This window comes from Luteibacter sp. 329MFSha, assembly GCF_900111665.1.
GTDB lineage: Bacteria > Pseudomonadota > Gammaproteobacteria > Xanthomonadales > Rhodanobacteraceae > Luteibacter.
Genome location: NZ_FOJE01000001.1, coordinates 1,164,254 through 1,188,600 on the forward strand (window position 1 = coordinate 1,164,254; position 24,347 = coordinate 1,188,600).

The 24,347-nt window shown below is 68.5% G+C and carries 16 protein-coding genes; 9 read left to right on the forward strand and 7 right to left on the reverse strand.

Annotated features, from left to right (window positions below):
• Positions 1 to 12: 12 nt before the first annotated feature.
• The 4 genes from BMW54_RS05170 (at position 13) to BMW54_RS05185 (ending at position 5,906) form a co-directional block, all read left to right on the forward strand.
• Positions 13 to 1,410 carry an MFS transporter gene (locus BMW54_RS05170; RefSeq protein WP_090053519.1) on the forward strand — a complete coding sequence of 466 codons (1,398 nt, stop codon included), beginning with the start codon at positions 13 to 15 and terminating at the stop codon, positions 1,408 to 1,410.
• 26 nt (positions 1,411 to 1,436) lie between these two features.
• On the forward strand, positions 1,437 to 2,174 hold the full coding sequence (locus tag BMW54_RS05175; RefSeq protein ID WP_090053521.1) for a Sua5/YciO/YrdC/YwlC family protein: 738 nt from the start codon (positions 1,437 to 1,439) through the stop codon (positions 2,172 to 2,174).
• A gap of 20 nt (positions 2,175 to 2,194) precedes the next feature.
• Positions 2,195 to 3,832 carry a 3-(methylthio)propionyl-CoA ligase gene (locus BMW54_RS05180; RefSeq protein ID WP_090053522.1) on the forward strand — a complete coding sequence of 546 codons (1,638 nt, stop codon included), beginning with the start codon at positions 2,195 to 2,197 and terminating at the stop codon, positions 3,830 to 3,832.
• A 190-nt stretch (positions 3,833 to 4,022) separates the two neighbouring features.
• Positions 4,023 to 5,906 (forward strand): DUF1302 domain-containing protein, encoded by a 1,884-nt coding sequence (locus BMW54_RS05185; protein WP_090053524.1) that lies wholly within the window; start codon positions 4,023 to 4,025, stop codon positions 5,904 to 5,906.
• On the opposite strand, the gene BMW54_RS05190 is transcribed toward BMW54_RS05185, so the two are convergent.
• Positions 5,896 to 7,122: a carboxylate--amine ligase gene (locus BMW54_RS05190; protein WP_139206038.1), complete on the reverse strand. Its 1,227-nt coding sequence runs from the start codon at positions 7,120 to 7,122 to the stop codon at positions 5,896 to 5,898. The two genes, BMW54_RS05185 and BMW54_RS05190, sit on opposite strands and share 11 nt — an antisense overlap.
• An 812-nt stretch (positions 7,123 to 7,934) precedes the next feature.
• Here BMW54_RS05190 and BMW54_RS05200 point away from each other — a divergent pair.
• Entirely contained in the window at positions 7,935 to 8,639 is a 705-nt protein-coding gene (locus tag BMW54_RS05200) for a pirin family protein (protein ID WP_090053528.1), read from the forward strand.
• Positions 8,640 to 8,656: 17 nt separating this feature from the next.
• On the opposite strand, the gene BMW54_RS05205 is transcribed toward BMW54_RS05200, so the two are convergent.
• The 3 genes from BMW54_RS05205 to BMW54_RS05215 all read right to left on the reverse strand — a co-directional run bounded on the left by BMW54_RS05205 (position 8,657) and on the right by BMW54_RS05215 (position 12,704).
• Entirely contained in the window at positions 8,657 to 9,961 is a 1,305-nt protein-coding gene (locus tag BMW54_RS05205) for a PQQ-dependent sugar dehydrogenase (RefSeq protein WP_175472769.1), read from the reverse strand.
• A complete protein-coding gene (locus BMW54_RS05210; protein ID WP_254779075.1) occupies positions 9,954 to 10,364 on the reverse strand; it encodes a DUF2231 domain-containing protein in 411 nt (136 codons plus the stop codon). The genes BMW54_RS05205 and BMW54_RS05210 overlap by 8 nt, the downstream gene beginning before the upstream one ends.
• Before the next feature lie 231 nt (positions 10,365 to 10,595).
• Positions 10,596 to 12,704: a phosphocholine-specific phospholipase C gene (locus BMW54_RS05215; protein WP_090053531.1), complete on the reverse strand. Its 2,109-nt coding sequence runs from the start codon at positions 12,702 to 12,704 to the stop codon at positions 10,596 to 10,598.
• Positions 12,705 to 12,873: 169 nt separating this feature from the next.
• Here BMW54_RS05215 and BMW54_RS05220 point away from each other — a divergent pair, with 169 nt between their 5' ends.
• Complete coding sequence (locus tag BMW54_RS05220; RefSeq protein ID WP_090053533.1) at positions 12,874 to 13,890, forward strand: LLM class flavin-dependent oxidoreductase; 1,017 nt, start codon at positions 12,874 to 12,876, stop codon at positions 13,888 to 13,890.
• A gap of 97 nt (positions 13,891 to 13,987) precedes the next feature.
• On the forward strand, positions 13,988 to 15,742 hold the full coding sequence (locus tag BMW54_RS05225) for an MOSC and FAD-binding oxidoreductase domain-containing protein (RefSeq protein ID WP_090053534.1): 1,755 nt from the start codon (positions 13,988 to 13,990) through the stop codon (positions 15,740 to 15,742).
• Between the two features lie 7 nt (positions 15,743 to 15,749).
• Here the strand turns inward: BMW54_RS05225 and BMW54_RS05230 are convergent, their stop codons facing one another.
• From BMW54_RS05230 to BMW54_RS05240, 3 genes are read right to left on the reverse strand one after another with little or no spacing between them, the layout of a single operon-like run.
• On the reverse strand, positions 15,750 to 16,871 hold the full coding sequence (locus tag BMW54_RS05230; RefSeq protein WP_090053535.1) for a Gfo/Idh/MocA family protein: 1,122 nt from the start codon (positions 16,869 to 16,871) through the stop codon (positions 15,750 to 15,752).
• 10 nt (positions 16,872 to 16,881) lie between these two features.
• Complete coding sequence (locus BMW54_RS05235; RefSeq protein ID WP_090053537.1) at positions 16,882 to 18,099, reverse strand: nucleoside permease; 1,218 nt, start codon at positions 18,097 to 18,099, stop codon at positions 16,882 to 16,884.
• A 22-nt stretch (positions 18,100 to 18,121) separates the two neighbouring features.
• On the reverse strand, positions 18,122 to 19,174 hold the full coding sequence (locus tag BMW54_RS05240; protein ID WP_090053538.1) for a sugar phosphate isomerase/epimerase family protein: 1,053 nt from the start codon (positions 19,172 to 19,174) through the stop codon (positions 18,122 to 18,124).
• Between the two features lie 154 nt (positions 19,175 to 19,328).
• Between BMW54_RS05240 and BMW54_RS05245 the strand changes: the two genes are divergently transcribed.
• The gene (locus BMW54_RS05245; RefSeq protein WP_090053540.1) at positions 19,329 to 21,158 is read left to right on the forward strand and encodes a monovalent cation:proton antiporter-2 (CPA2) family protein; all 1,830 of its coding nucleotides are present in this window, start codon (positions 19,329 to 19,331) and stop codon (positions 21,156 to 21,158) included.
• 167 nt (positions 21,159 to 21,325) lie between these two features.
• Positions 21,326 to 23,908 carry a bifunctional diguanylate cyclase/phosphodiesterase gene (locus tag BMW54_RS05250; protein ID WP_090053541.1) on the forward strand — a complete coding sequence of 861 codons (2,583 nt, stop codon included), beginning with the start codon at positions 21,326 to 21,328 and terminating at the stop codon, positions 23,906 to 23,908.
• Positions 23,909 to 24,347 lie beyond the last annotated feature (439 nt).

Sequence of the window (24,347 nt, forward strand, 5' to 3'; positions counted from 1 at the left end):
TCGGAGACAAACGTGAAAAGCGAGACTTTCCAGATCGTCGACGGCACGGGAACACCCGCGCCGCCGGATCGCCCTACCGCCGCGCAGCGGCTCGATCGCCTGCCCACGGCGTCCTTCCATCGCCGCATGGCGATGATGATCGGTCTCGGCCTCTTCTTTGACGGCTTCGACCTCTACATGGCGAGCGGCATCATGCCCGCGCTCGCGGCGTCCGGCTGGGCCGACATCCATGCGAACGCGCTGTTCGCCTCGGCCGGCGCGCTGGGCGCGCTGATCGGCGCGTTCTTCGCGGGGTGGCTGGGCGACCGGCGCGGTCGCAAGTTCACCTTCCAGTTCAATCTCGGCCTGTTCGGCTCGATGTCGGTCGCCGCGGCGTTCGCGCCGAACATGGAGTGGCTGATCGCGCTGCGCTTCCTCATGAGCATCGGGCTGGGCGCGGAGATCGTCGTCGGCTACGCGACCATCTCGGAGTTCGTGCCGCCCGCCACCCGGGGGCGCTGGAGCGCCGTGCTGTTGTTCGTCGCCACGGCGTCGCTGCTGGCGTCGAACCTGGTGGGCTATCTCGTCATCCCGACGTTCGGCTGGCGCTGGATGTTCGTCATCGCCGGCGCGGGTGGGCTGGTGGTGTGGGCCATGCGCAAGAGCATGCCGGAATCGCCGCGCTGGCTGGAACTGGTCGGGCGCTGGCGGGAGGCCGACGCGATCCTGGATCGCATCGAGGCGGAGGTATCCACGCAGACGGGCAAGCCGTTACCGCCGCTCGCGAACGCGCGCGTCGTCGCCGCATCCACGTTCACCACGCGGGACCTCTTCCGTTCGCCGATCCTCCGCTCGACCGTCATCGGCGTCACGCTGAACGTCGTCGCCCTGAGCGCGCTCTACGGCTTCATCATCTGGTTGCCCACGTTCCTCGTGAAGCAGGGTCTCGCGGTGCAGGCCTCGCTCGGACACACGGCGCTCATTTCGACCGGCAGCCTCGCCGGCGTCTTCCTCGCCGGCCTGCTCATCGATCGCTGGAGCCGGAAGCACTGGATCGTCCTGGCCTCGGTGGTCTCCGCCGTGCTCGGCTACGCCTACGCCAACGCGGGCAGCCTCGAGGCGACCACGGCCGTCGGCATCGCGCTGATCGCCTCGCTGTACCTCGGCACGACGATGGGCTGGACGACCTACGTCCCCGAACTGTTTCCCACGGAGCTGCGCCTCCGCGGCGCCGGCATCTCGAGCGTGGCCGGCCGCGCGGTCGCCATCGTCGCGCCGCAGGCCGTGGCGCAGCTCTACGCGATCAACGGCGTCAACGCCGTCGTCTACAGCCTCATCGGCCTGCTCATCGCGCAGGCGGTGATCGTCGGGCTGTTCGGCATACAGACGAACCGGCGCTCGCTCGACATGCAGTTCGTGGGCAACCACTGATACGGATCAACGAAGAAGGTACACGTATGACCAGACTGAACATCAAAGACGACGCGCAGCGCATTTTCGACGCGCTCGCACTCGGCGGCATCGCGATCATTCCCAACGACGCGGGGTACGCGATGATGGGTGGCTCGGCGGAAGCGATCCGCCGCATCTTCGTGGCTAAGGGCCGCGGCGAGCACAAGCGCAACGCGATGATGTGCTCGATGGAGATGCAGCGGGAGCTCCACGTGCTCGACGCGCGCTGCCAGGACATGATCGAGATGATCACGCAGGACTACAACCTCACGCTCGGCGCCGTGGCGGCGTTCCGCCCCGAGCACCCGATGCTGGCGAAGCTCGATCCCGTCACGCTCGCCGCGAGCACGGGCAAGGGCACGCTGGGCATGCTGCTCAACGCCGGGAAGCTGTTCGACGAAGTCTGCCGCCTCTCCCGCGAGGCGGGCCTGCCGATCTTCGGCTCGTCGGCCAATCTCACGGGCACGGGCCCGCGCTTCCGCGTCGAGGACATTCCGCAGGAACTGATCGACATCGCGGACGTGGTGATCGATTACGGCCTGCGCAAGTACCACACCTACCAGCGCTCCGCGACGATCCTGCGCTTCGGCAACGGCAACGTGGAGGCCGTGCGCATCGGCTCGTGCTACGAGCTGATCTGCGACGTGCTGAAGCGGCACTTCGACGTCGAGCTTCCCGCCGATCCGGGCCGCGCGGCCAACGCGTCGGGCCATCTCGAAGAATTCGCCTTCAGGACGGCCTGAAGGCCGCGAGGTACATCGTCATGCTTGGCCTGATGCAAGACCAACCCCTCCTGATCTCGTCGCTGATCGAGTTCGCCAGCCGCCAGCACGGCGACACCGACATCGTTTCGCGGCGGGTGGAAGGAGACATCCACCGGACCACCTGGCGCGCGGTCGCGTCGCGCTCGCGGCAGGTCGCCAATGCGATCGAAGCGGACTACCTCGCCTTCAGCGAGCGCGTCGCCACCCTGGCCTGGAACGGCTACCGCCACCTCGAGCTCTACTACGGCGTCAGCGGTTCCGGCCGCGTGCTGCACACGATCAACCCGCGCCTGCACCCCGACCAGATCGCGTGGATCGTCAACCATGCGGAAGACCGGATCCTCTGCTTCGACCTCACGTTCCTGCCGATCGTCCAGGCCATGCACGCGCAGTGCCCCACCGTCGGACGTTGGGTGGCGCTGTGCGACGCCGACGCCCTGCCCGCCGACACGGGCATTCCTGACCTGGTGAGCTACGAGGCGTGGATCGCGGATCATGGCGCCACCTACGACTGGCCGGAGTTCGACGAGAACACGGCGTCGAGCCTGTGCTACACGAGCGGCACGACGGGCAACCCGAAGGGCGTGGTCTACAGCCATCGCTCGACGCTGTTGCATGCGTACGCCGTGAGCCTGCCGGACGCCATGTGCCTCTCGGCGCGCGACACGGTGCTTCCGGTGGTGCCGATGTTCCACGTCAACGCCTGGGGCCTGCCGTACTCGTGCGCGCTCACCGGCGCGAAGCTCGTGCTTCCCGGACCCGCGCTCGACGGCGCGTCGATCTACGAACTGATCGAGTCGGAACAGGTCACGTTCGCCGGCGGCGTCCCGACGATCTGGCAAACGCTGCTCGACCATCTGCACGGTCATTGGCTGAAGTTCTCCTCGCTCCGTCGCACGGTCATCGGCGGCTCGGCCTGCCCGCCGGCGATGATCGACGCCTTCCAGACCGAATTCGACGTCGAGGTGTTGCACGCGTGGGGCATGACGGAGCTGTCGCCGCTGGGCACGATCTGCACGCTGAAGAGCCACCAGCTCGACCTGCCGGCGCACGAACAGGCCACGCTTCGGGCGAAACAGGGCCGGGCCATCTTCGGTATCGACATGGGCATCCTCGACGAGGAGGGCCGCGCTCTGCCGTGGGATGGGAAGACCGGCGGCGAGCTGGTGGTCCGCGGCCCGTGGGTCGCGAAGGACTACTTCGACAGCGAGGCCGGGTCGCCGCTCGTGCGCGACGCGCAAGGCCGCGAGTGGTTCCCCACGGGCGACGTGGCGACGATCGACGTCGACGGCTTCATGCAGATCACCGACCGCAGCAAGGACCTCGTGAAGTCCGGCGGCGAGTGGATCAGCTCGATCGACATCGAAAACATCGCGGTCGCGCACCCGGACATCTCCCTGGCCGCCTGCATCGGCATTCCGCATCCGAAGTGGGACGAACGTCCCATCGTCGTCGCGGTCAGGCGCCCCGGCAGCGTGGTGTCCCGGGAAGACCTGCTGGCCTTCTACGCCGGCAAGACGGCGAAGTGGCAGATCCCCGACGACGTCGTCTTCCTCGACACGATCCCGCTCGGCGCCACCGGAAAGGTGATGAAGGGCAAGCTGCGTGAGCAGCTGAAGGACTACCGCCTGCCGTAACACCGGTTCGCCATGGGGAGGTGGCGATCCGCATCCCAAGCCGTCGTGAGTACACATCCGGATCGTCCCGGGGCCAGCAAGGGAAATCGCTGGAGGGGTGGGTCATGCCCGCCGCGGGCGCTGCCGGACACGACGCGCCTGCCGATCGCGAACTCCTGCCGTATCCATCAATCGCAGAGATAGGGGTGTCATGAACAACCGCACTTGGGCCGTCGCGGCCGCACTGGCCGGCAGCGCCGCATCGGGGCATGCCGCCGAATTCAGGCTGACCGATGGCGTCACGGCGAGCGTTCGCACGGTGGCCACGCTTGGCACGATCGTCCGCACGTCCGATCCGGCGCCGTCGACCTACGCCCTGATTCCGTCGACCGCGGTGCCCGGCGCGCGGCCGGGCCAGCTCGTCGGCCAGACCGGCGGCTCCGACCTGAACTTCAGGAAGGGCCACGCCGTGAGCACGCTGCTCAAGGCGATGGTCGACATCGACGTCCATGGAAAGACCTCGGGCGTCTTCGTCCGGCTCGACGGCTGGCACGACTTCACGCTGGGTCATACCGACGCGCGCTACGGCAACAATCCGAACGGCTTCACGCCGGACCGGCCGCTGTCGGATCGCGGCTTCGCACCCGACGCGAAGTTCAGCAACGTGCGGGCGCGCGACGCCTACGCGTACTGGCGCTTCGACGGCGCCGGCGACACGCGCGGCGATCTTCGCATCGGCCGGCAGGTGCTCGGATGGGGCGTGTCGCAGTTCTTCACCGGCGGCATCGGTGCCGTGACCAACCCGTACGACACCGCGGCGCAGGTAAGGCCGGGCGCGCTGCCCCAGGAAGCCAGGGTGCCGATCGGGATGGTCAGCCTGAGCCTCGCCTTCGGCAAGGACTGGGGCGTGGACGCCTACGTGCCCTACGAATTCCGGCCCGCGAACATTCCCGGATGCGGCACCTTCTTCGACGCGGCATCCGTGATCCCGCAGGGCTGCAACATCGTCGGCCCCTTCGGCGCACCGCTGCCCGGCACCCCACTGGCGACGCCGGACACGCTGACCGAGCGCGCGCTGCTCGCCAATGGCTACTACCTGCATCGCGACGACCGCCGCCAACCGAACGGGTCGGGACAGTACGGTGTGTCGGTCCGCTACGCCGTCACCGACTGGGCCACCGACTTCCGCGCCTACGCCGCGCGTTCCGACAACACCTTGCGCAACGTGTACAGCCTGACCATCGAGAACGTGAACGGCGGGACGCTGCCCGCAGGCATCCCCGGCGCCCTGGCCCGGCTCACCGATCCGAACGGCCTCAAGTACGGTCTCGTCTACCCCAAGGGCGTGCACGTCTACGGGGTGAGCTTCGATACGAAGTTCGCACCGACGGCGAAACTCTATGGCGAGGTCGCGTATCGCAAGGACCAGCCGATCGGCTACAGCCCGATCGATCTCCTGCTCGCCGGCCTGCTGCGCTCGCCGACGTCGATCCTCGAAGAGCAGCGCAGGATCCTCTCGGTACCTGCGGGACAGACCTTCGAAGGTTACGACCGGCACCCGGTGCTCACCGCGAACCTCGGCGGCAGCAAGCTGTTTCCGAAGGTGCTCGGCGCGGACAGCGTCGGCCTTGCGGCCGAGATCGGCTACAGCCACGTGAGCACCCTGCCCGACCCCGCGGTGTTCCGCTACGGCCGCGGACTCGCCTACGGTGGCGCGCCGTACTACGTCGGCGGCAAGCTCACCGCGTGCACCGAAACCCTTCCCGGCGTCAACGGCGTGACGGGCAAAACGTGCAGGTACGAGGGCTACGTGTCGACGAACGCGTGGGGCCTGCGTGGAAGGGCATCGGCCACCTACGGCAACGCCGTCTTCGGTGGCGACCTCACGCTGTCGCTGACGCTCGCCAAGGACATCAGGGGCTACTCGTACGACAGCACGTTCGTCGAAGGCCGCATGCTCGCGCGCACCGGCCTCCGGGTCGACTGGGGCAAGCGCTACTTCGTCGAAACGGCGTTCTCGCGCCTGTTCGGCGGCAGGTACAACCTGCTGGCCGATCGCAGCAACGTGTCCTTCGTCGGCGGTCTCAGTTTCTGACGGCCCGCGGACCGAGCCGTCGCAAGACGGCCCTCACCGCCGCGGAGCGACGTCGTAGCATGGCGGTCAGCCCGTGCAGCGCAGGTCTGGGATCGTCCATGCGGAAGACGTGGAAGTCGGCCGACAGCCATTGCAGCGCGATGTGCGCGAGCGAATCGGCGCGCCGGCCGCGCGCACGCCGGACGCAGGCCAGGTCGTGGCGCAGGTCGACGCAGAGTTTCCCTTCGGCATAGTCACGGGAGGCCTTCGCCACCGGCAGGCCTTGCGCGTCATGCCAGGCCATGTCGCACACGTTCACGCCACGGCGCGCGGCGAACTCCACGTACGTCCATGCCCGCGTGTTCACCTCGAGGATGCGGAACGCGCCGTCGCGCGGGTCGCGCTTGAATTCGGCGCTGAAGATGCCGCGGTAGTCCAGCCCGTCGAGCAGGCGTCGCACATGCCGCACCGCGTCGCCCACGTCGACGAGCGGCACCGACGCCGAGCACGAGCTGTTGCCGAAATCCGGGGGCGACATGCGCCGGCGGCGTCGCGCGAAGAGGCCCGCATAGCGCCCGTGCGCGTCGCGGAAGCCGTCCACGAAGAAGTGTTCCGTCGCGGGGCCGGGCACGTACTCCTGCGCCATCACGGAGAAGCCTTGCGCGTGGAAACGCGCCCAGGCCTCCGCCATCGCGACACGACTGTCGACCCAGACGCCCTTCACACCGGTCACGTCGCTGAACTTCTGCGAGTTAACGGGCTTGATGAAGACCCGGTCCAGCCGCTCGAACGGAACGGCCTCGACATCGTCCAGCGAGGACAGGCGATAGGTGCGCGGGTGCGGCACGCGGATCGCGGCCAGGTAACCGGCGAACACGGACTTGTCCTGCAGCAGCTCCTGCGTGGCGCGGGTCGAGGTGGACACGAGGAATCGGGAACCGAGGTCGGTCGATGGCAGGTCGGCCAGCCACATGGCGGCATCGTCGGCACCGGGAATGATCACGGCGCGCTCGAGCGGCATCGCCCGCAGCGCGTCGAGCGCCTGCGGTCCGGGCCGCCCATCCCACGGCATGCCCGGCGTCGGCCGGTACCAGCGCGAATGGACCACCAGGTCGTCGGGCGGGCACGCCACATACGCCGGAATTCCTGCGAGCGCGAGGCTTCGCAGGATGCCCAGCGCGGTCGGGCCGCGCCCCATCACGATAGCCGGTACCCTGCCGGTTCCGACGTTGTCCATCGCCTGCCTCCGATGGGACGGCGACGATCGGCCGTCCTCGCGGCCAGTAGAGCCCATCGCCCACGCGCGTGCCATTCGGTCGAACGGTCTATGCGGTTCGCGCGCCATCGTCGACCGCTCTCGCGCATGGACCGAGGACGTGGACCCCGGCGTGCGCCGGGGTGACGGGTTCATGCACGGACTCGCTGCCCCCCGGCGTCGCAGCGGGGTGACGGGTTCACGCAGGCGCTCACACCCCCTCGCGTCGCACCGGCGCACGCCGGTGCCCACGGCGAGGCGATCGGTCGTCGCGACACCGCACACGCACGAACGCGTGGAGCTCGACGCACCCTCGGGGACCGAGGACGTGGACCCCGGCGTGCGCCGGGGTGACGGGTTCATGCACGGACTCGCTGCCCCATGACGTCGCACCGGGGTGATGGGTTCACGCAGGCGCCCCCCCCCTCACGTCGCACCGGCGCACGCCGGTGCCCACGGCGAGGCGATCGGTCGTCGCGACACGGCACACACGCGAACGCGTGGAGCTCGACGCACCCTCGGGGACCGAGGACGTGGACCCCGGCGTGCGCCGGGGTGACGGGTTCATGCACGGACTCGCTGCCCCCTGACGTCGCACCGGGGTGACCGGTTCACGCATGCGTTCACACCCCCTCACGTCGCACCGGCGCACGCCGGTGCCCACGGCGAAGCGGTCGGTCGTCGCGACACCGCACACGCACGAACACGTGCCATTGGGCCGCGGAAGGCATCGCATTTATGCAATAGAACCGGGTCGACAAGCGCTAAGTTGGCGGCATTCCCTGGAGATGCCCATGTTCGTCATCCGTCACGCCGCCGACCGCGGCCATGCCAACCATGGCTGGCTCGATTCCCATCACAGCTTCTCGTTCGCCGATTACCGCGACGAGGATCACGTCCATTTCGGCCCGCTGCGTGTCATCAACGAGGACCGCGTGGCGCCTGGCGCGGGCTTCGGCACGCATTCGCACCGCGACATGGAAATCATCAGCTACGTGCTCGAGGGCGAGCTGGCCCATACCGACTCGATGGGCAACAAGGTCGTGATCCGGCCCGGCGAGGTGCAGATCATGTCCGCGGGAACCGGCGTGACGCACTCCGAGGAGAATCACGCGAGCACCGTGACCCACTTCCTGCAGATCTGGATCATCCCGAACCGGTTGCACCTGAAGCCGGGCTACCAGCAGACCTTCTTCCCGGACGCCGAGAAGCGCGGCAAGCTGCGCCTCGTCGCGAGCGAGCGCGGCGAGCACGGTTCGGTGACGGTCAACCAGGACGTGCGCCTGTACGCGGGGCTGTTCGGCCCCGACGAGTCGGCGCACCACACGATCGATTTCGAGCGTATCGTCTACGTGCACGTGGTCCGTGGCACGGTGCACGTGAACGGCCATCCGCTCATCGCGGGCGACGCGGCGAAGATCACCGGCGAGAACCGAGTCGAATTGCGCGACGGCGTCGACGGCGAGGTGCTTCTCTTCGACATGGCGCCGCTGGACTGACCGTACGGCGACATGCCTCAGGGTGCGGCGGCCGAGACACGCCAGACCGTGTTGCCGACGTCGTCGGCGACCAGGAGCGCGCCGTCCTTGTCCAGCACCACGCCGACCGGCGCACCGTAGAGTTCGGACTCATCGCTCGAATGGAAGCCGGTCACCACCGTTTGCGGCTTCCCTGCGGGCTTGCCGTCACGGAACGGGACGAACACGACTTCGTATCCGCTCAGCGGCGAGCGGTTCCAGCTGCCGTGCTCGCTGACGAAAGCCCCTTCCTGAAACTGCGCCGGCAGCGCGTTCTGCCGGGTCAGGAGGAAGCCGAGCGCCGCCACGTGCGACCCCAGCGCGTAATCGGGCCGTATGGCCTTCCGCACGAGATCCGGCCGCTGCGGTGTCACGCGGGTATCGACGTGCTGCCCGTAGTAACTGTAAGGCCAGCCGTAGAAACCGCCTTCAATGACCGAGGTCATGTAATCGGGCACGAGGTCGCCGCCGATCTCGTCCCGTTCGTTGGCGATGGCCCAGAGGGTGTTCGTCGACGGATTCCATTGCAGGCCCGTCGGATTGCGGATGCCCGAGGCGTAGATGCGACTGCCACCCGTCGCGACGTCCACCTCCAGCACCGCCGCGCGGCGGTACTCCACCTCCAGGCCGTTCTCCGTGACGTTGCTGTTCGAGCCGACGCCCACGTAGAGCTTCGTACCGTCGGGGTTCGCTTCGAGCGCCTTCGTCCAGTGATGGTTGATCGTCGAAGGAAGATCGGCGAACTCGACGCCGGGCGCCGTGATGCGCGTCTGGCCTTTCTCGTACGGGAACCTGACGATCGCATCGGTATTCGCGACGTAGAGCGAATCGCCGATGAGCTGCACGCCGAACGGCGAGTGCAGGTTCTCGAGAAAGACATGCTTCTCCCATTCGCCACTCCCCTTCCTGCGCAGGAGCGTGATGCGGTCCCCGCCCTTGGCGGCCTTGCCCGACTCGCTCTTGACCAGGCCCGCCAGCAACTGCTTCGGCGTGGTGACGGCTTCCTCGCCCGGACTGTTGGCCTCGACGACGAGGACGTCGCCGTTGGGCAAGGTCAGGAGCTGGCGCGGATGCTTCAGGCCATCGGCGATCTTCTCGATCGAGAGGCCCGCCGCCACCGAGGGCGCCGCGCCCTGCTTCCATCCCACGAAATCCGGTACCTGGATGGGCGGCAAGAGAAAGAGCTTCGCCTGCGGCAGCGACGGTTCCGCGCCGGACTGCTGCACCGGCTCCAGCGACGCCTTGTCGCCGCAGGCGCTCAGGAACACGGCGCAGGTCACGGTGAGCATCGTGGACTTACGCATGCGCGGTCTCCCGCTGGGTACCGCCACGCGTGGCGATGACGACGTGACCGGCGGCGATCGGCAGCACGGTCAGCACCGACAGCCACACGCCGGCCGGGACGATCGCGTAGGCGTCGCGCGTATGGACGAGGGCGTTGAACACCGCGACCACGATCGCCGCGAGGTTCAGCCAGAAATCGAGCCGATCCGCAGGGGTGCTGATCCGGCGCGACGTGATCCACACCTGCGTCAGGTTGACGAGCCGCGGAACCACGGCGAAGACGAGCCCGAGCGACACCAGCCAGGCGGCTCCCCTCGCCCAGAGGATGGTGCCGGTCGCGGCATAGGTGGCATCGAAGATGAGCGCGCCGACGAAGAAGCCGAAGGGAATCGGATTCAGCACGCCGTAGACGGCGTTTGCCACCACCGACCGTCGTGGCGAAGCGGGATGCACCATGGGCAGCGTCTCCGGCGAGGGAAAAACCAGCCCGTTGTGTAGCCCGGCGCTCGTGCAGACGATGTGTGGGCCCCACCCGCCGAAACATCACGTCGTAGGAGCGCGCCCTGCGCGCGACAGCTTTTCGCGAGGAGCCACAGGACTGTGGCTCCCATGTCGCGCGACGGACTCGCTACCGCATCGCGGCAACCGCCATCGTCAACGCCTCGGCGACAGCGCGGGATCGGTGCGCGACGGACGTCCGGTTTCGCGGTGACCGGCGAGACGACGCACGTAGCGCGGATCGTGGTCGCTGGTGACCGTGAAGTCGTACCAGTGATCGCTGGAAAGGATTTCCCAGAGACTCTCCACGCGGCCACCGGGGAGCAGGATGTGGCGGCGCGGCGGCTGATGCGTGTACGCGTCGCCAGGCGTGACCGTCACGACGCAGAGGCGGCTCCCCTCGTTGACGATCGAGAGACGGAACAGCCCGTCGAGCTCGCCCTGAGCGATGCGCACTTCGGGCTGCGCGCGACGCCCGGGTTCGCCGTCCGCCGGCTGCGTGCCGGCGAAACGGCGAAGGAAACCGTTGGGCCCGGTCACCGACAGATCGTACGTGCCCCCGCTGTAGAGGCTGGTCCACGTATCGTGGAGCGACTTGCCGCGCTCGACGGTGTACGTCCAGGGACCGTCGGTGCGCGCGGGCGAGAAGACGTGGAAGAACGCGCCGGCCTGGCCGTCGTTGATGAACTCGAGACGGTAGCGCCCGCCTTCCACATCGAGACGCCCCTGCACATCCAGCACGTAAGGCAACGCGCGGGCCGGCCGCTGACCGGCTTCCTGCTCGGGCATGCGCTGATCCACCGGCGGTGCCGGGCGCACGCTCGGATGCGACTTGCCGTCGGGCTCGTAGCCCGTCGTCGCGGGAAGGCGCGGCGCGCCGTCGTCGTGGCGCGAAAAGTCGAAGGCACGCGTGAGGTCGCCGCAGACGGCGCGGCGCCAGGCGGAGATGTTCGGCTCGCGCACACCGAAGCGCTTCTCCAGGAAACGCAGGATCGACGTGTGGTCGTAGGTTTCCGAGCAGACCCAGCCACCCTTGCTCCACGGCGAGACGACCAGCATCGGCACGCGCACGCCGAGGCCGTACGCGCCGGCCACGAAGCCGTGGCCGCCGGGATACAGCTCGCCCGTGGTGTCCACGGTCGAGAGCCCCTGCTCCGCCGACGACGGCGGGTAAGGCGGCACCACGTGATCGAAGAAGCCGTCGTTCTCGTCGTAGGTGATGAACAGCGCGGTCTTGCTCCACACCTCGGGATTCGAGGTCAGCGCGTCGAGCACGCCGTCGACGTACCAGGCGCCGTAGTTCGCCGGCCAGCTGGGATGCTCCGTGAACGCCTCGGGTGCCGCGATCCACGAGACCTGCGGAAGCCGGTCGGCGAGCACGTCCTCGCGGAGGATCGCGAAGGGCGACTCGCCGGCGGCGATGTTCGTGCCGGTGCGCGCCTTGTCGTAAAGCGGATCGCCGGGCTGCGCGTTCCGGTAATTGTCGAAGTACAGCAGCGAGTTGTCGCCGTAGTTGCCGATGTACGGATCGGACGTCCAGCCCCAGCTGCCGTCGGCGTCCAGGCCCGTGCCGATGTCCTGGTAGATCTTCCACGACACGCCCGCCTGCTCGAGGCGCTCCGGATAGGTGGTCCAGGCGTAACCCTTCTCGGCGTTGTCCAGCACGGGACCGGCCCCCGTCCCGTCGTTGCCCGTGTAGCCGCTCCACAGGTAATAGCGGTTCGGGTCCGTCGACGAGAGCATGCTGCAGTGGTAGGCGTCGCAGATGGTGAACGCGTCGGCCAGCGCGTAGTGGAACGGGATGTCCTCGCGCGTCAGGTAGGCCATCGTGGTGGTGCCCTTGGCCTGGACCCAGCCGTCGTAGCGGCCTCCGTTCGCCGCCGCCTGCGTGTCGTTCCAGCCGTGCGGGAGATCCTCGATGAACGTGAGGCCGAGGTCGTCGCCGACGGGCCGGAACGGCAGAAGGTAGTCGTCCTTCGACGCGGCGTGCGGCTGATGCCAGACCGAACGACCGCTCGACAGGACGAAGGGGCGCGGATCGCCGAAGCCGCGGACGCCGCGGAGGCTGCCGAAGTAGTGGTCGAACGAGCGGTTCTCCTGCATCAGGATCACCACGTGCTCGACGTCGGCGAGCGTGCCGGTGCGGCGCGACGCGGGGATCGCCAGCGCCTTCGCGATCGAGGGCGGCAGCACGCCGGCGGTGAACGCGGCGCCGGCGGCGCCCATGGAAAGCTTGAGGAAGTGCCGCCGATCCTGAGAGGTCATGAGGTTCCCTGATGAGAGTGGAATGGCCCTGTGCCGTGGAGTGTCCCGGCGAAATGTGACAGGCCCATGCCCGCGCCCCGGCCATCCGCCACCGGATGTTGATTCTGCGAAAGTCGTCTCAATCTCGATGCGGATGAGCGCACCGTCGCGCTCCCTTCGAGGACTTCTCATGAAACGCATCGGTTTCCTCTCGTTCGGTCACTGGACGGATGCGTCGCACTCGGCGACCCGGTCCGCCAGCGACGTGCTGCTGCAGTCGATCGACCTCGCGGTCGCGGCCGAGGAGATCGGTGCGGACGGCGCCTATTTCCGCGTGCATCACTTCGCCCGCCAGCTCGCCTCGCCCTTCCCGCTCCTCGCGGCGATCGGAGCGAAAACCCGGCGCATCGAGATCGGCACGGGCGTGATCGACATGCGCTATGAGAATCCGCACTACATGCTGGAAACGGCCGGCGCCGCCGATCTGATCAGTGGCGGGCGCCTGCAGCTGGGCATCAGCCGCGGCTCGCCCGAGCAGGTGATCGACGGGTGGCGCCACTTCGGCTATGCGCCCGCCGAAGGCGAGACCGACGCGGACATGGGACGCCGCCATGCCGAGGTCTTCCTCGGCCTGCTCGACGGAAAGGGCTTCGCACGACCGAACCCGCAGCCGATGTTTCCCAATCCGCCCGGCCTGCTGCGGCTGGAGCCGCATGCGCCGGGCCTGCGCGAACGCATCTGGTGGGGGTCGGCCTCGAACGCCACGGCGGTCTGGGCGGCGAAGATGGGCATGAACCTGCAGAGCTCGACGCTGAAGGCCAACGAGACGAACGAGCCGCTGCACGTGCAGCAGGCGAAGCAGATGCGGGCGTATCGCGACGCGTGGGCGGAGGCGGGTCACGGCCGCGAGCCGCGCGTTTCCGTGCTGCGCTCGATCTTTCCCATCATGAACGACACCGACCGCGCCTACTTCGGGCGCTCGAAGAGCAGCGACCAGATCGGCTTCATCGACAACATGGAAGCGGTGTTCGGCCGCACCTACGCGGCGGAACCGGATGTGCTGGTCAAGGAGCTGGCCGAGGACCGTGCGATCGCCGAGGCGGACACCCTGCTCCTGGCCGTGCCGAACCAGCTGGGCGTCGACTACAACGTGCACGTGATCGAGTCGATCCTGCAGCACGTGGCACCCGGGCTCGGCTGGCGCTGACCGGGCGCGGCGCGGGAATCGGCAAGAAACCCATATCCGCGCAATCCATGGGCGGACCGGCGAGCTAGACTCGCGGTCTGCCGATGGAGTGCGGACCATGCCAACGCTCGTTTCCGTGAATGTCGGTCTACCGCGGGACGTCTCCTGGAACGGGGAGGTCGTGCACACGGGCGTATGGAAATCCCCGGTCGCCGGACGCGTCATGGTGCGCCGGCTCAACATCGACGGCGACGGGCAAGGCGACCTCGGTGGCCACGGCGGCGAGCAGCGCGCGGTCCTCGTCTATCAGCTCGATGCCTATCGCCATTGGGAGGCGTTCCTCGAACGTCCGCCCATGGAGTACGGCTCGTTCGGCGAGAACTTCACGGTCGATGGCCTCCCGGACGACGAGGTGTGCGTCGGCGACCGGTTCCGCATCGGCGAGGCGTTGCTCGAGGTCACGCAGCCGCGCGTCACCTGCTATCGCGTCGGCATCCGCATGCGGGAGCCGCGCATGCCGTCGTTGCTGGTCGCGCACCGGCGGCCCGGGTTCTATTGCCGTGTGATCGAGGAAGGCACCGTCGCGGCGGGTGACGCCATCACGAAGGAGTCCGCGGGCGGCGGCATGACCGTCGCCGATGTCGACGCCCTGCTCTACCTGCCCGATGCCGACCGCGACGCGATACGGCGCGCCGCCGCCATGCCCGCGCTGAGTCCGGGATGGCGCAGGTCGTTCGAGGCGATGCTCGCGACACGGGAGGACACCCGGGGCAACGCGGGTCTCACGAAGGTTCCCGGGGAGCGGCCCGCCTGGACCGGGTTCCGCGAGGTGCGCGTCCGCGACACGCGGCAGGAAAGCCCGTCGGTCAGGTCGTTCGTCTTCGAGGCGGTGGATGGCGAGCCGTTGCCACCCGCGCGCGGCGGCCAGTTCGTCGTGCTCCGGATCGACCGTCCGGTGCCGCTCCCGCCGCTGATCCGGAGTTACTCGCTGTCCGACGGATCGAGCCCGGGCGTGTACCGCATCTCGGTCAAGCGCGGCGGCGGCGACGGCAGCCGATTCCTGCATGCGTCCGTGGACGTCGGGCATGTGCTCGCGATAAGCGCGCCGCGCGGGGATTTCGTGCTCGGGGACGATGTCTCGCCGGTCGTCTTCTGGAGCGCCGGCATCGGGATCACGCCGCTGCTGGGCATGCTGCACGACCTCGTGCTGCGCACCGGCGCGCGTCCGCGTGACGTCTTCTGGGTCCATGGCACCCGGAGCGGCGAGGAGAACCTCTTCGTCGCCGAGATCGCCGGCCTGCTGTCGCGCACGGGAACCGCACGGCGGTTGCTCGCCTTCAGTCGCCCCGGTCCGGACGATCGCGCCGGGCGCGACTACGACGTCGACGGGCACCTCGACGTGGCGGCGCTGCGCCGCGCCGGCATCCCGCTGGATGCGTCGTTCTACCTGTGCGGCCCGGCGGCTTTCATGAGCGCGGCGCGCGATCAGTTGCAGGCGGCCGGCGTGCCCGCGTCGCGTATCGCGTCGGAACTGTTCGGAGGCGTCGAGGCGCTTCGCCCCGGCATCGCGGCCCGTCACGACGTCGCGCCGCATCCTCCCGCGGACGAATCGGCCACCGGCGTTTCGGTGTCCTTCGTGCGCAGCGGCCTCACCGTGCGCTGGAACGAGCGCTATCCCAACCTGCTCGCCCTGGCCGAGGCCTGCGACGTGCCGGTGCGCTGGTCGTGCCGCTCCGGCGTCTGTCACAACTGCGAAACGGCGCTCGTCGGCGGCGGCGTGGACTACGCGCCGGAGCCATTGCAACCCGCCGCCGAGGGCAACGTCCTGATCTGCTGCTCGCGCCCCCGGGGCGACGTGCAGCTGGATCTGTGACGCGTCCTCAGCCCGGAATGTCGAGCCACTGCCGGCTCGACGCCGACGCGACGACGCGATCCGTGATGCGCGCCGCGCGCAAGCCGTCCTCGAACGTGGGCAGTCCCTCGCGCGCCGTGCCTTCGATCGTCGCGTACGTATCCGCCACGAAGGCCTCGAAGCACTGCGCGTAACCCTGCGCGTGGCCGGCCGGCAGCGTGGCGAGACGCCGTTGCTCGGCGGCGCCGGCGTTCGGATCGCGCAGGAACGTCTCCGAGTGGTCGGCGTAACCGAACCAGAGGCGCTCGCTGTCTTCCTGGTCGAAAGCGACACCGGCCCGCGCGCCGTCGATCTCGAACCACAGGCGGTTCTTGCGGCCCGGCGACACCTGGCTCACCGTCACGCTACCGAGCACGCCGCGCGCCGTGCGGAACATCGCGGCGGCGACGTCCTCGCTGCGCACCGCCTGCATCGATCCACCGCCCGACGCCCCGCCGAAGCTCTGGCGGGTCGCGGCGGCCCGTTCGGCGATCACGGTAGCGAAGCTCGCGCTGACTTCGGCGAAGCGCTCGCCGCTGACCCACTCCACGAGATCGCACCAGTGTGAGCCGATGTCGGCGAACACGCGGGACGGCCCGCCCTGCGCCGGGTCGACGCGCCAGTTGTTCGATCCGGCGTCCATCAGCCAGTCCTGCAGGTAGCTGCCATGCATCAGCCGCACCGGACCGAGCTCGCCGGCCTCGACGCGTGCCCGCGCCTCGCGGACGACGGGGTGATAGCGGTAGACGAACGGCACCGTGGCGACGAGGCCCGTGCGTCGCGCCGTCGCCGCGAGATCGGCCGCGTCGTCGAGCGACGTGGCCAGCGGCTTCTCGCAGATGACGTGCTTGCCGGCCTCGAGCGCCGCTTTCGCGTACGGCGCGTGCTGCGCGTTCGGCGTGCAGACGTGGACGACCTGCACGTCGCGATCGGTGATCACCGCCTCGATATCCGCGTAGGCCCTGACGCCCCACTGCGCGGCGACCTCGTTGGAGCGCTGCGGCGTGGAGGCGCAGACGCCCGCGACGTTCGCGCTGGCGAGCAGCGCGGCACGTCGGTGGACGGCGCCGATCATGCCGGCGCCGACGATGGCGATGTTCAGTCGTGACATCGAGCGTTCCTCAGACCGGTTCCGGCGCCGCGCTGCGAACGTCGCGTTCCTTGAACAGGGCGAGGAACACGAGCAGCACGACGAGCGCGATGGCGGCCGGCACCAGCCAGATGCCCTTCCAGTCGTGCACGCCGCCGACGGTGAAGTGGTCGACGACCATGCCCGAGAGGTACGTGCCGATCAGCATGCCGACGCCGTACGTCGCCAGCGTGATGAAGCCCTGCGCGCCGCTGCGGAAGCGCGGGCCCGCCTTGGCGTCGGTGTAGATCTGCCCGGTGACGAAGAAGAAGTCGTAGCAGATGCCGTGGAGGATGATGCCGCCCACCAGCAGCGCGTAACCGGTATCGACGTTGCCGTATGCGAACAGGACATAGCGCGCGACCCAGGCGGCCATGCCGAGGGCCAGCATGGTCTTCACGCCGAGGCGCGCGAAGAAGAACGGCATCGCCAGCATCAGGATCACTTCCGACGCCTGGCCGAGCGACTGCAGGCCTGCGGCACCCTTGACGCCGAGGTCGTTGAGGAACGGGTTGGTGAAGTTGTAGTAGAACGAGAGCGGGATGCAGATGGCCACCGAGGCCAGGAAGAAGATCAGGTACGAGCGGCTCTTCAGCAGGCGGATGGAATCCAGGCCGAGGATTTCGCCCATCGACGTCTGCGTGTCGCGCTTCAGCGGCGGCGTGTCCGGCAGCGTGAACGCGTACAGGCCGAGCAGCAGCGACGCGGCGCCCGCCATGCGGAAGGTCAGTTCGAGGCGGTGCGCCTGTTCCCAGCCGAGCCAGGCGATGAGCAGCCCGGCCACGATCCAGCCGATGCTGCCGATCACGCGGACGCGCGGGAACTGCTTCTCCGGGTTTTCCATGTGCCGCATCGCGACGCTGTTGACCAGCGCCAGCGTCGGCATGAAGAGCAGCATGTAGAGCATAATCGCGGTGAGGAACACCGGGAAGCTGGGCGCCTGCGACGCCCACCAGAGCAACGCCGCGCCGGCGATGTGGAGCACGCCGAGGATGCGCTGCGCGGCGAAGAAGCGGTCGGCGATCAGGCCGACGAGGAACGGGGCGAGGATCGCGCCGATCGACTGGCTGAGGAACGCCAGCGCCACCTGCGAGCCATCCGCGTGGAGCGGCCCCTGCCCGAGATACGTGCCAAGGGTCACGAACCACGCGCCCCAGATGAAGAACTCGAGGAACATCATGGAGCCGAGGCGGAACATCATCGGTCGCATAGAAACTCCGGCGTATTGAGGGTCAGAGGCCGAGCAGACGCTTGAGCGTCGCCGGCGAGGTGGATGCATCGGCGAAATCGTCGAAGGCACGTTCCGTGACGCGGATGATGTGGTCGCGGATGAACGGCGCGCCTTCCCGTGCGCCGTCCTCCGGGTGCTTCAGGCAGCACTCCCACTCGAGCACCGCCCAGCCCGGAAAGTCGTACTGCGCGAACTTCGAGAAGATCGCGCGGAAATCGATCTGCCCGTCGCCCAGCGAGCGGAAGCGGCCCGCACGGTCGATCCAGGCCTGGTAGCCGCCATAGACGCCACTCGACGCGCTCGGCCGGAACTCGGCGTCCTTCACGTGGAAGATGCCGATGCGGTCGTGGTAGCGGTCGATGAAGCCCAGGTAGTCCATCTGCTGCAGCAGCATGTGGCTGGGGTCGTAGAGGATCTTGGCGCGCGGGTGCTGGTCGACGGCGTCGAGGAAACGCTCGAAGGTCACGCCGTCGTGCAGGTCCTCGCCCGGATGGAGCTCGAAGCAGACGTCCACGCCCTCCGCGTCGAACACGTCGAGGATCGGCCGCCAGCGCTTCGCGAGTTCGCCGAAGGCCTCCTCGACCAGGCCGGGCGGACGCTGCGGCCACGGATACATGTAAGGCCAGGCGAGCGCGCCCGAGAACGTGGCATGGGCGTCGAGCCCCAGCCGCGCGCTGGCCTTCGCGGCGAGCTTCAGCTGGTCCACGGCCCACGCCTGACGGGCGGCCGCGTCGCCACGCACCGACTCCGGCGCGAAACCGTCGAACAGCAAGTCGTACGCCGGATGCACGGCGACGAGCTGGCCCTGCAGATGCGTCGAGAGTTCGGTGACGCGCAGGCCATGGCCCGCGAGCATGCCGGCGATGTCGTCGCAGTACGCCTGGCTCTCCGCCGCTTTCGCCAGATCGAAGATATGCGGCGTGGAGGTCGGAATCTGCAGTCCCTCGTAACCGAGATCGGCCGCCCAGGCGGCCAGCGTATCCAGTCGGTTGAACGGCGCTTCGTCCCCGATGAACTGGGCGAGGAACAGCCCGGGTCCCTTCAGCGTCTTCATGTCGAACCCCGCGAAATGAAATCGATTTCATCGATACTATCAGCGGGTTTTCACACGGGCATGCTGCATCGCGACATCGCTGGAACGCTGCTGCCCCGTGAGCGACACTGACAGGGCACGAGCCGGATCACACCTTTAGTCGGGAGTTCGAACCATGTCAGCGGTAGCCACCGACAACCCGCTCGTCGAAGCCGTCGCCCTCCTCGGCGCCGCGGTGCTCCTGGTCCCCCTCTTCCGCCGGCTCGGCCTCGGCTCGGTGCTCGGTTACCTCGTGGCCGGCATGCTGGTTGGGCCTTATGGCCTCGGCTGGTTCACCGACCCCGAATCGATCCTCCATCTCGCCGAGCTCGGCGTGGTCATGTTCCTTTTCGTCATCGGGCTCGAGATGCAGCCTTCGCGGCTCTGGTGCCTGCGCCGCTACATCCTCGGCCTGGGCCTCCTGCAGACGGCCGCTTCCGCGGCGGCGCTGACGGCACTCGGCTGGCTCTCGGGCCTGCCCGTGCGCGTCGCGTTCATCGGCGCGCTGGGCTTCACGCTCACCTCCACCGCCATCGTGATGCAGCTGATGGGCGAGCGTCGCGACCTGTCGCCGACGGCGGGACAGAAGATCGTGTCCGTCCTGCTGCTCGAAGACCTTCTCCTCGTTCCGCTGCTGGCGCTCGTCGCCTGGATGGCGCCCGTGCACGCCGCGTCGGCATCGGGCCCGTGGTTCGCCGTGCTCAAGGGCGTGGCGGCGTTCGTGACGCTGCTCGTCGCCGGACGCTGGCTGCTCAACCCGCTGTTCCGCGTCCTGGCGAAGTCGAAGGTCCGCGAACTGCTGTCGGCCGGGGCGCTTCTCGTCGTGCTCGGGGCCGCGCTGCTCATGCAGGTGGGCGGACTCTCGATGGCGATGGGCGCCTTCATCGCCGGCGTGCTGCTCTCCGAGTCCAGTTTCCGCCACCAGCTGGAAGCCGACGTCGAACCCTTCCGCGGTCTGCTGCTCGGCCTGTTCTTCCTCGGCGTGGGCATGATGCTCGATCTCGCGACCGTCCGCGCCCACTGGGAGTACATCGTCTTCGGCGTGGTGGCGATGATGGCGCTCAAGGGCGCGTGCATCTACGTCATCGCGCGGGTGACGCGCAGCGATCACGGGGAAGCGCTGCAGCGCGCCTCCCTGATGGCGCTCGGTGGCGAGTTCGCCTTCGTGCTCTTCGCCGCAGCGACGGAAGGCGAGGTCCTCACCGCGTCGCAGAACGCCATCTTCACCGCCGCGGTAGTCCTTTCCATGGTGCTCTCCCCGCTGGTGGATGTGGTGATGCGCAGGCTTCCGGCGAGGCGCGCGGCATCCGTGCCCGAACACGCGGAGGACGCGGTGCCCGAAGGGCTCAACGGCAGCGTCCTGATGATCGGCTTCGGCCGCTTCGGCCAGGTGGTCAGCCAGCCCTTGCTGGCGCGCGATGTCGACGTCACCGTGATCGACACGGACATCGAGATGATCCAGGCGGCGTCGCGCTTCGGGTTCCGGATCTATTACGGCGACGGTACCCGGCTCGACGTGCTCGAAGCGGCCGGCGCCGGACGGGCGCAGGTCATCGCGGTATGCGTCGATCGTCGCGAGACGGTCAACCGCATCCTCGACGTGGCGATGCGCGAATACCCCGACGCGACCTGGCTCGTGCGGACCTACGACCGCGAACACTCGCGCGAGGTCGTGTCCAGGGGTGTCGAGAACCATGTGCGCGAGACCTTCGAATCGGCGCTGCACTTCGGCACGCTCGCGCTGCGCCGCATCGGTGTCTCGTCGCGCGAGGCGCGCCGCATCACCGACGTGGTGCGGGCCCGCGACGCGACCCGCTTCGAGCAGGAGATCGCCGGCGTGGACTGGGCCACCGCGGGCACCAGCAGCTTCACCCGCCGCTCGGAGCCCGTACCGCTGACGCCGCCCAGGCACCCCAGCCAGGCCCTCAACCAGCAGGCCGAGGTGGCGACGCGGGCGAAGCCGTGACGGGTTGGCGCGTCCCCTGCCCCGGCGGCCTGTGCGGCGCACCCGGCGTAACGCCTGCAAGCAAAAACGGCCACGTCCACCGTCTACACATTTCGATGGTTGCCGTCCCCGGGCGACGTTGTTAGCTTGCAAGGAGGTGCCACCGTGCGGCGCCTCCGGCGAGGATCATGGCAAGAGCGACATCCCACCCTTCGGCGCGACTGATCCGGATCGTGGGTGGCCTGCTGGCATTGATCTTCGGCGCGGGCCTGGTCTATGTCGTCGCCAGCGACCGGGCGCGTCGCCTCGAGGCCGCGCACGCCCAGAGCCAGTCGATGGCGAACGGTGGGCAGCGCCTGCTCACGGCGCAGTTCCTCAACCTCCAGCGGGCGATGCAAGGCATCGCGTCGGACAGCAATCAGCTGCTCGCGTCGGTCCCGGACAGGGCGCCGGCCCTGATCGCGCAGAACATGGAGGGTGTCTCGCAACGGCACGGCGAACTGGTCGACCTGATGCTCGTGGACGGACGGGGCGTGGCCATCACGTCGGGCTCGGGCGACGCGACGTTCCCCGAATGGACCCGGGAGGACGATTCCGCGACCGCGCTGCTCCGCCTCGGGCCCATCAGGACGCTCCATGGCGAATGGGTCCTCCCGATCGCGGTGCCCGCCGGCGACGACCGCTGGGTGCTCGCGCACCTGCGGCAGCGGCAGCTGCAGGAAGTCGTCGACCACCTGCGCTTCGGGCATGGCGGCGTGGCCGCGATCACCGACCGCTTCGGCAAGATCCTCGCGCGGACCGGCGACGACCGTGCCGTCATCGGCCAATCCGTCGACCACCTATTCGAACCGGGCGCGAAGGACGCCGAACCCCACACCAGCCGGATCGATGGAACGGACCGCCTGATCGCGGTGAGCCAGCCCGATACCTTCGCGCTGTGGGTGGGTGTCGGCCTGCCCGTGTCGGAAGTGCTCGGCCCGTGGTACCGCTTCGCGGCGTTCTGCCTGCTCATCTACATCGTCTACTGGGCGGGCTTCGCGTACCTTTACCGCCACCTCGCAGTCGCCGCGCGCGAGCAACGGGCCCACGTCGCCGAACTGACGGAGGCCACCGTCCGCCTTGCCGACGCCGAGCGGCGATTCCGCCTCACCTTCGACAAGAACCCGTTCCCCTTCTGGGTTTACGACACGGACACCCTGGCCTTCCTTGAGGTGAACGAGGCCGCGATACGCCACTACGGATACTCGCGGGACGAGTTCAGGTCGATGCGCATCACCGACATCCGCTCGGCGCACGACGCCGCGAGCCTCAAGGAAGTGGTCGCCTCGCTGCGCCTGGGGAAGGACGGCGATCCGGATCGCGTCTGGATCCATCGGCGCAAGGACGGCAGCACGCTCGACGTGGTGGTGCACGCCGCGGACATCGACATGCCCGGCTACAACGCCCGCCTGGTGCTCGCGCAGGACGTCACCGAGCGCATCCGAGGCGAACGCGCCCTCACCTACCGCGCGACCCACGACGTCGTCACCGGGCTGCCCAACACCGAGGCCTTCGTCGATTACCTCGACCGCGGTCTCGGCAAGGAAGCCTGGTACGAGGTGGTCTACGTGCACCTGCGTGGCATGGACCGCGTCAGCGACACGTTCGGTCTCGACACCGGCCGCAGCGTCCTGCGCGCGGTCGCGTCCCGCCTGAGCGCCGTCGCCCCGGTCCACGGCATGGTCGCGCACCGTCCCGGCGAGCGTTTCCTCTTCGCCATCACCGACCCGACGCGACGCGACGCGGCGATCGCGGACATCCTCGCCGCCGTCGCCGAGCCCGTCGCCCTGAACGATGCGCTGCACACTCTCGAGCCCCAGATAGGCGTGGCGAACCACCCTGCCGATGGCCACGATGCCCGGCAGGTGATCGCGAACGCGGCGCTCGCCGCGCATGCGCGCACCGACGACGACCACGAGATGCGACGCTTCGTCCCGGCGATGGCCGAGCGATCGGTGGCACGCCTCACGCTGGCGTCGCGCATGCGCCAGGCGATCGACGGCGGCGAGCTGCGCATGCATTTCCAGCCCGTCGTCGACACGACGAGCGGCGCCATCCGCAAGCTCGAGGCATTGGTTCGCTGGCCCCAGGCCGACGGCTCGTACCTCCCACCCGACGTATTCATTCCGCTGTGCGAGGAAACCGGCCTCATCGTGCCCCTGGGCAAGTGGGCGTTCGACGCCGCGGCCCGGGCTCATGCGGCGCTGGCCGACGCCGGCGCAGGCGGCCTCGCCATCGCGGTGAACGTTTCCGCGATCCAGTTCCAGCGCACCGACATCGCGGCCGATATCCGCGCCGTGTCCCTCCACCATGCGTTGCCCTCGGGCGCCCTGGAAGTCGAACTGACCGAAAGCAGCCTGATGGAGCCCATGCATGCGCTGACGGCGCTGCGGGCACTGCGCGATCAGGGAACCCGCGTGTCGCTCGACGATTTCGGCACGGGATTCTCGAGCCTGTCATACCTGCGCGATCTGCCCATCGACGCGCTGAAGATCGACCGGTCGTTCGTCGCCGACGTCGATTCCAGCGCCCGCGCCGCGTCGATATGCCGTTCGATCATCGCCCTCGCGCATACGCTCGGCATGACGGTCGTCGCCGAGGGCGTGGAGCGTGCGTCGCAGCAGGCGTGGCTGAAGGACAACGGCTGCGACCAGGTCCAGGGCTTCCACACCGGACAACCGGTGCCGCTGGATGTCCTGTTGAAGACCCTTGTCCCCGCGAAGGCGCTGTAGGAGCGGCCCTGGCCGCGATGGAGCGCCGCGGCACCTTGCGTCGCCGCATTTTCACGGCCCAGCCGAGGCAGGACGCCACGCACCACAAGTCGCACTGCACAAAGAATGAACGAGCCATTAGCACTTCGTGCCCAAATGACGGCTGAAATCTAACGCATTCTTAACGGCGCGGCGTTAATAGCGCCATCGACATGCTGGTTAGTTGACGCGAGTCGCAAAACCGACATTCCTCGCTAGGAGGGTCCGCGTCGCACCTCTATGCTCAGACCTTCATCGCACCTCCACATCCCCACGGAACGGAAGGCGCGGTGACGGCGAAGGACATCGTGGTTTCCACGAAGGCGTCGGCACGGGCACGAGTCATCAGCCTGTGCCGGAACGGCGTCCGCCCCATGACATGCATCGACGCACCGGTGGTGCGTCAAGCGTGCGCCTCGTT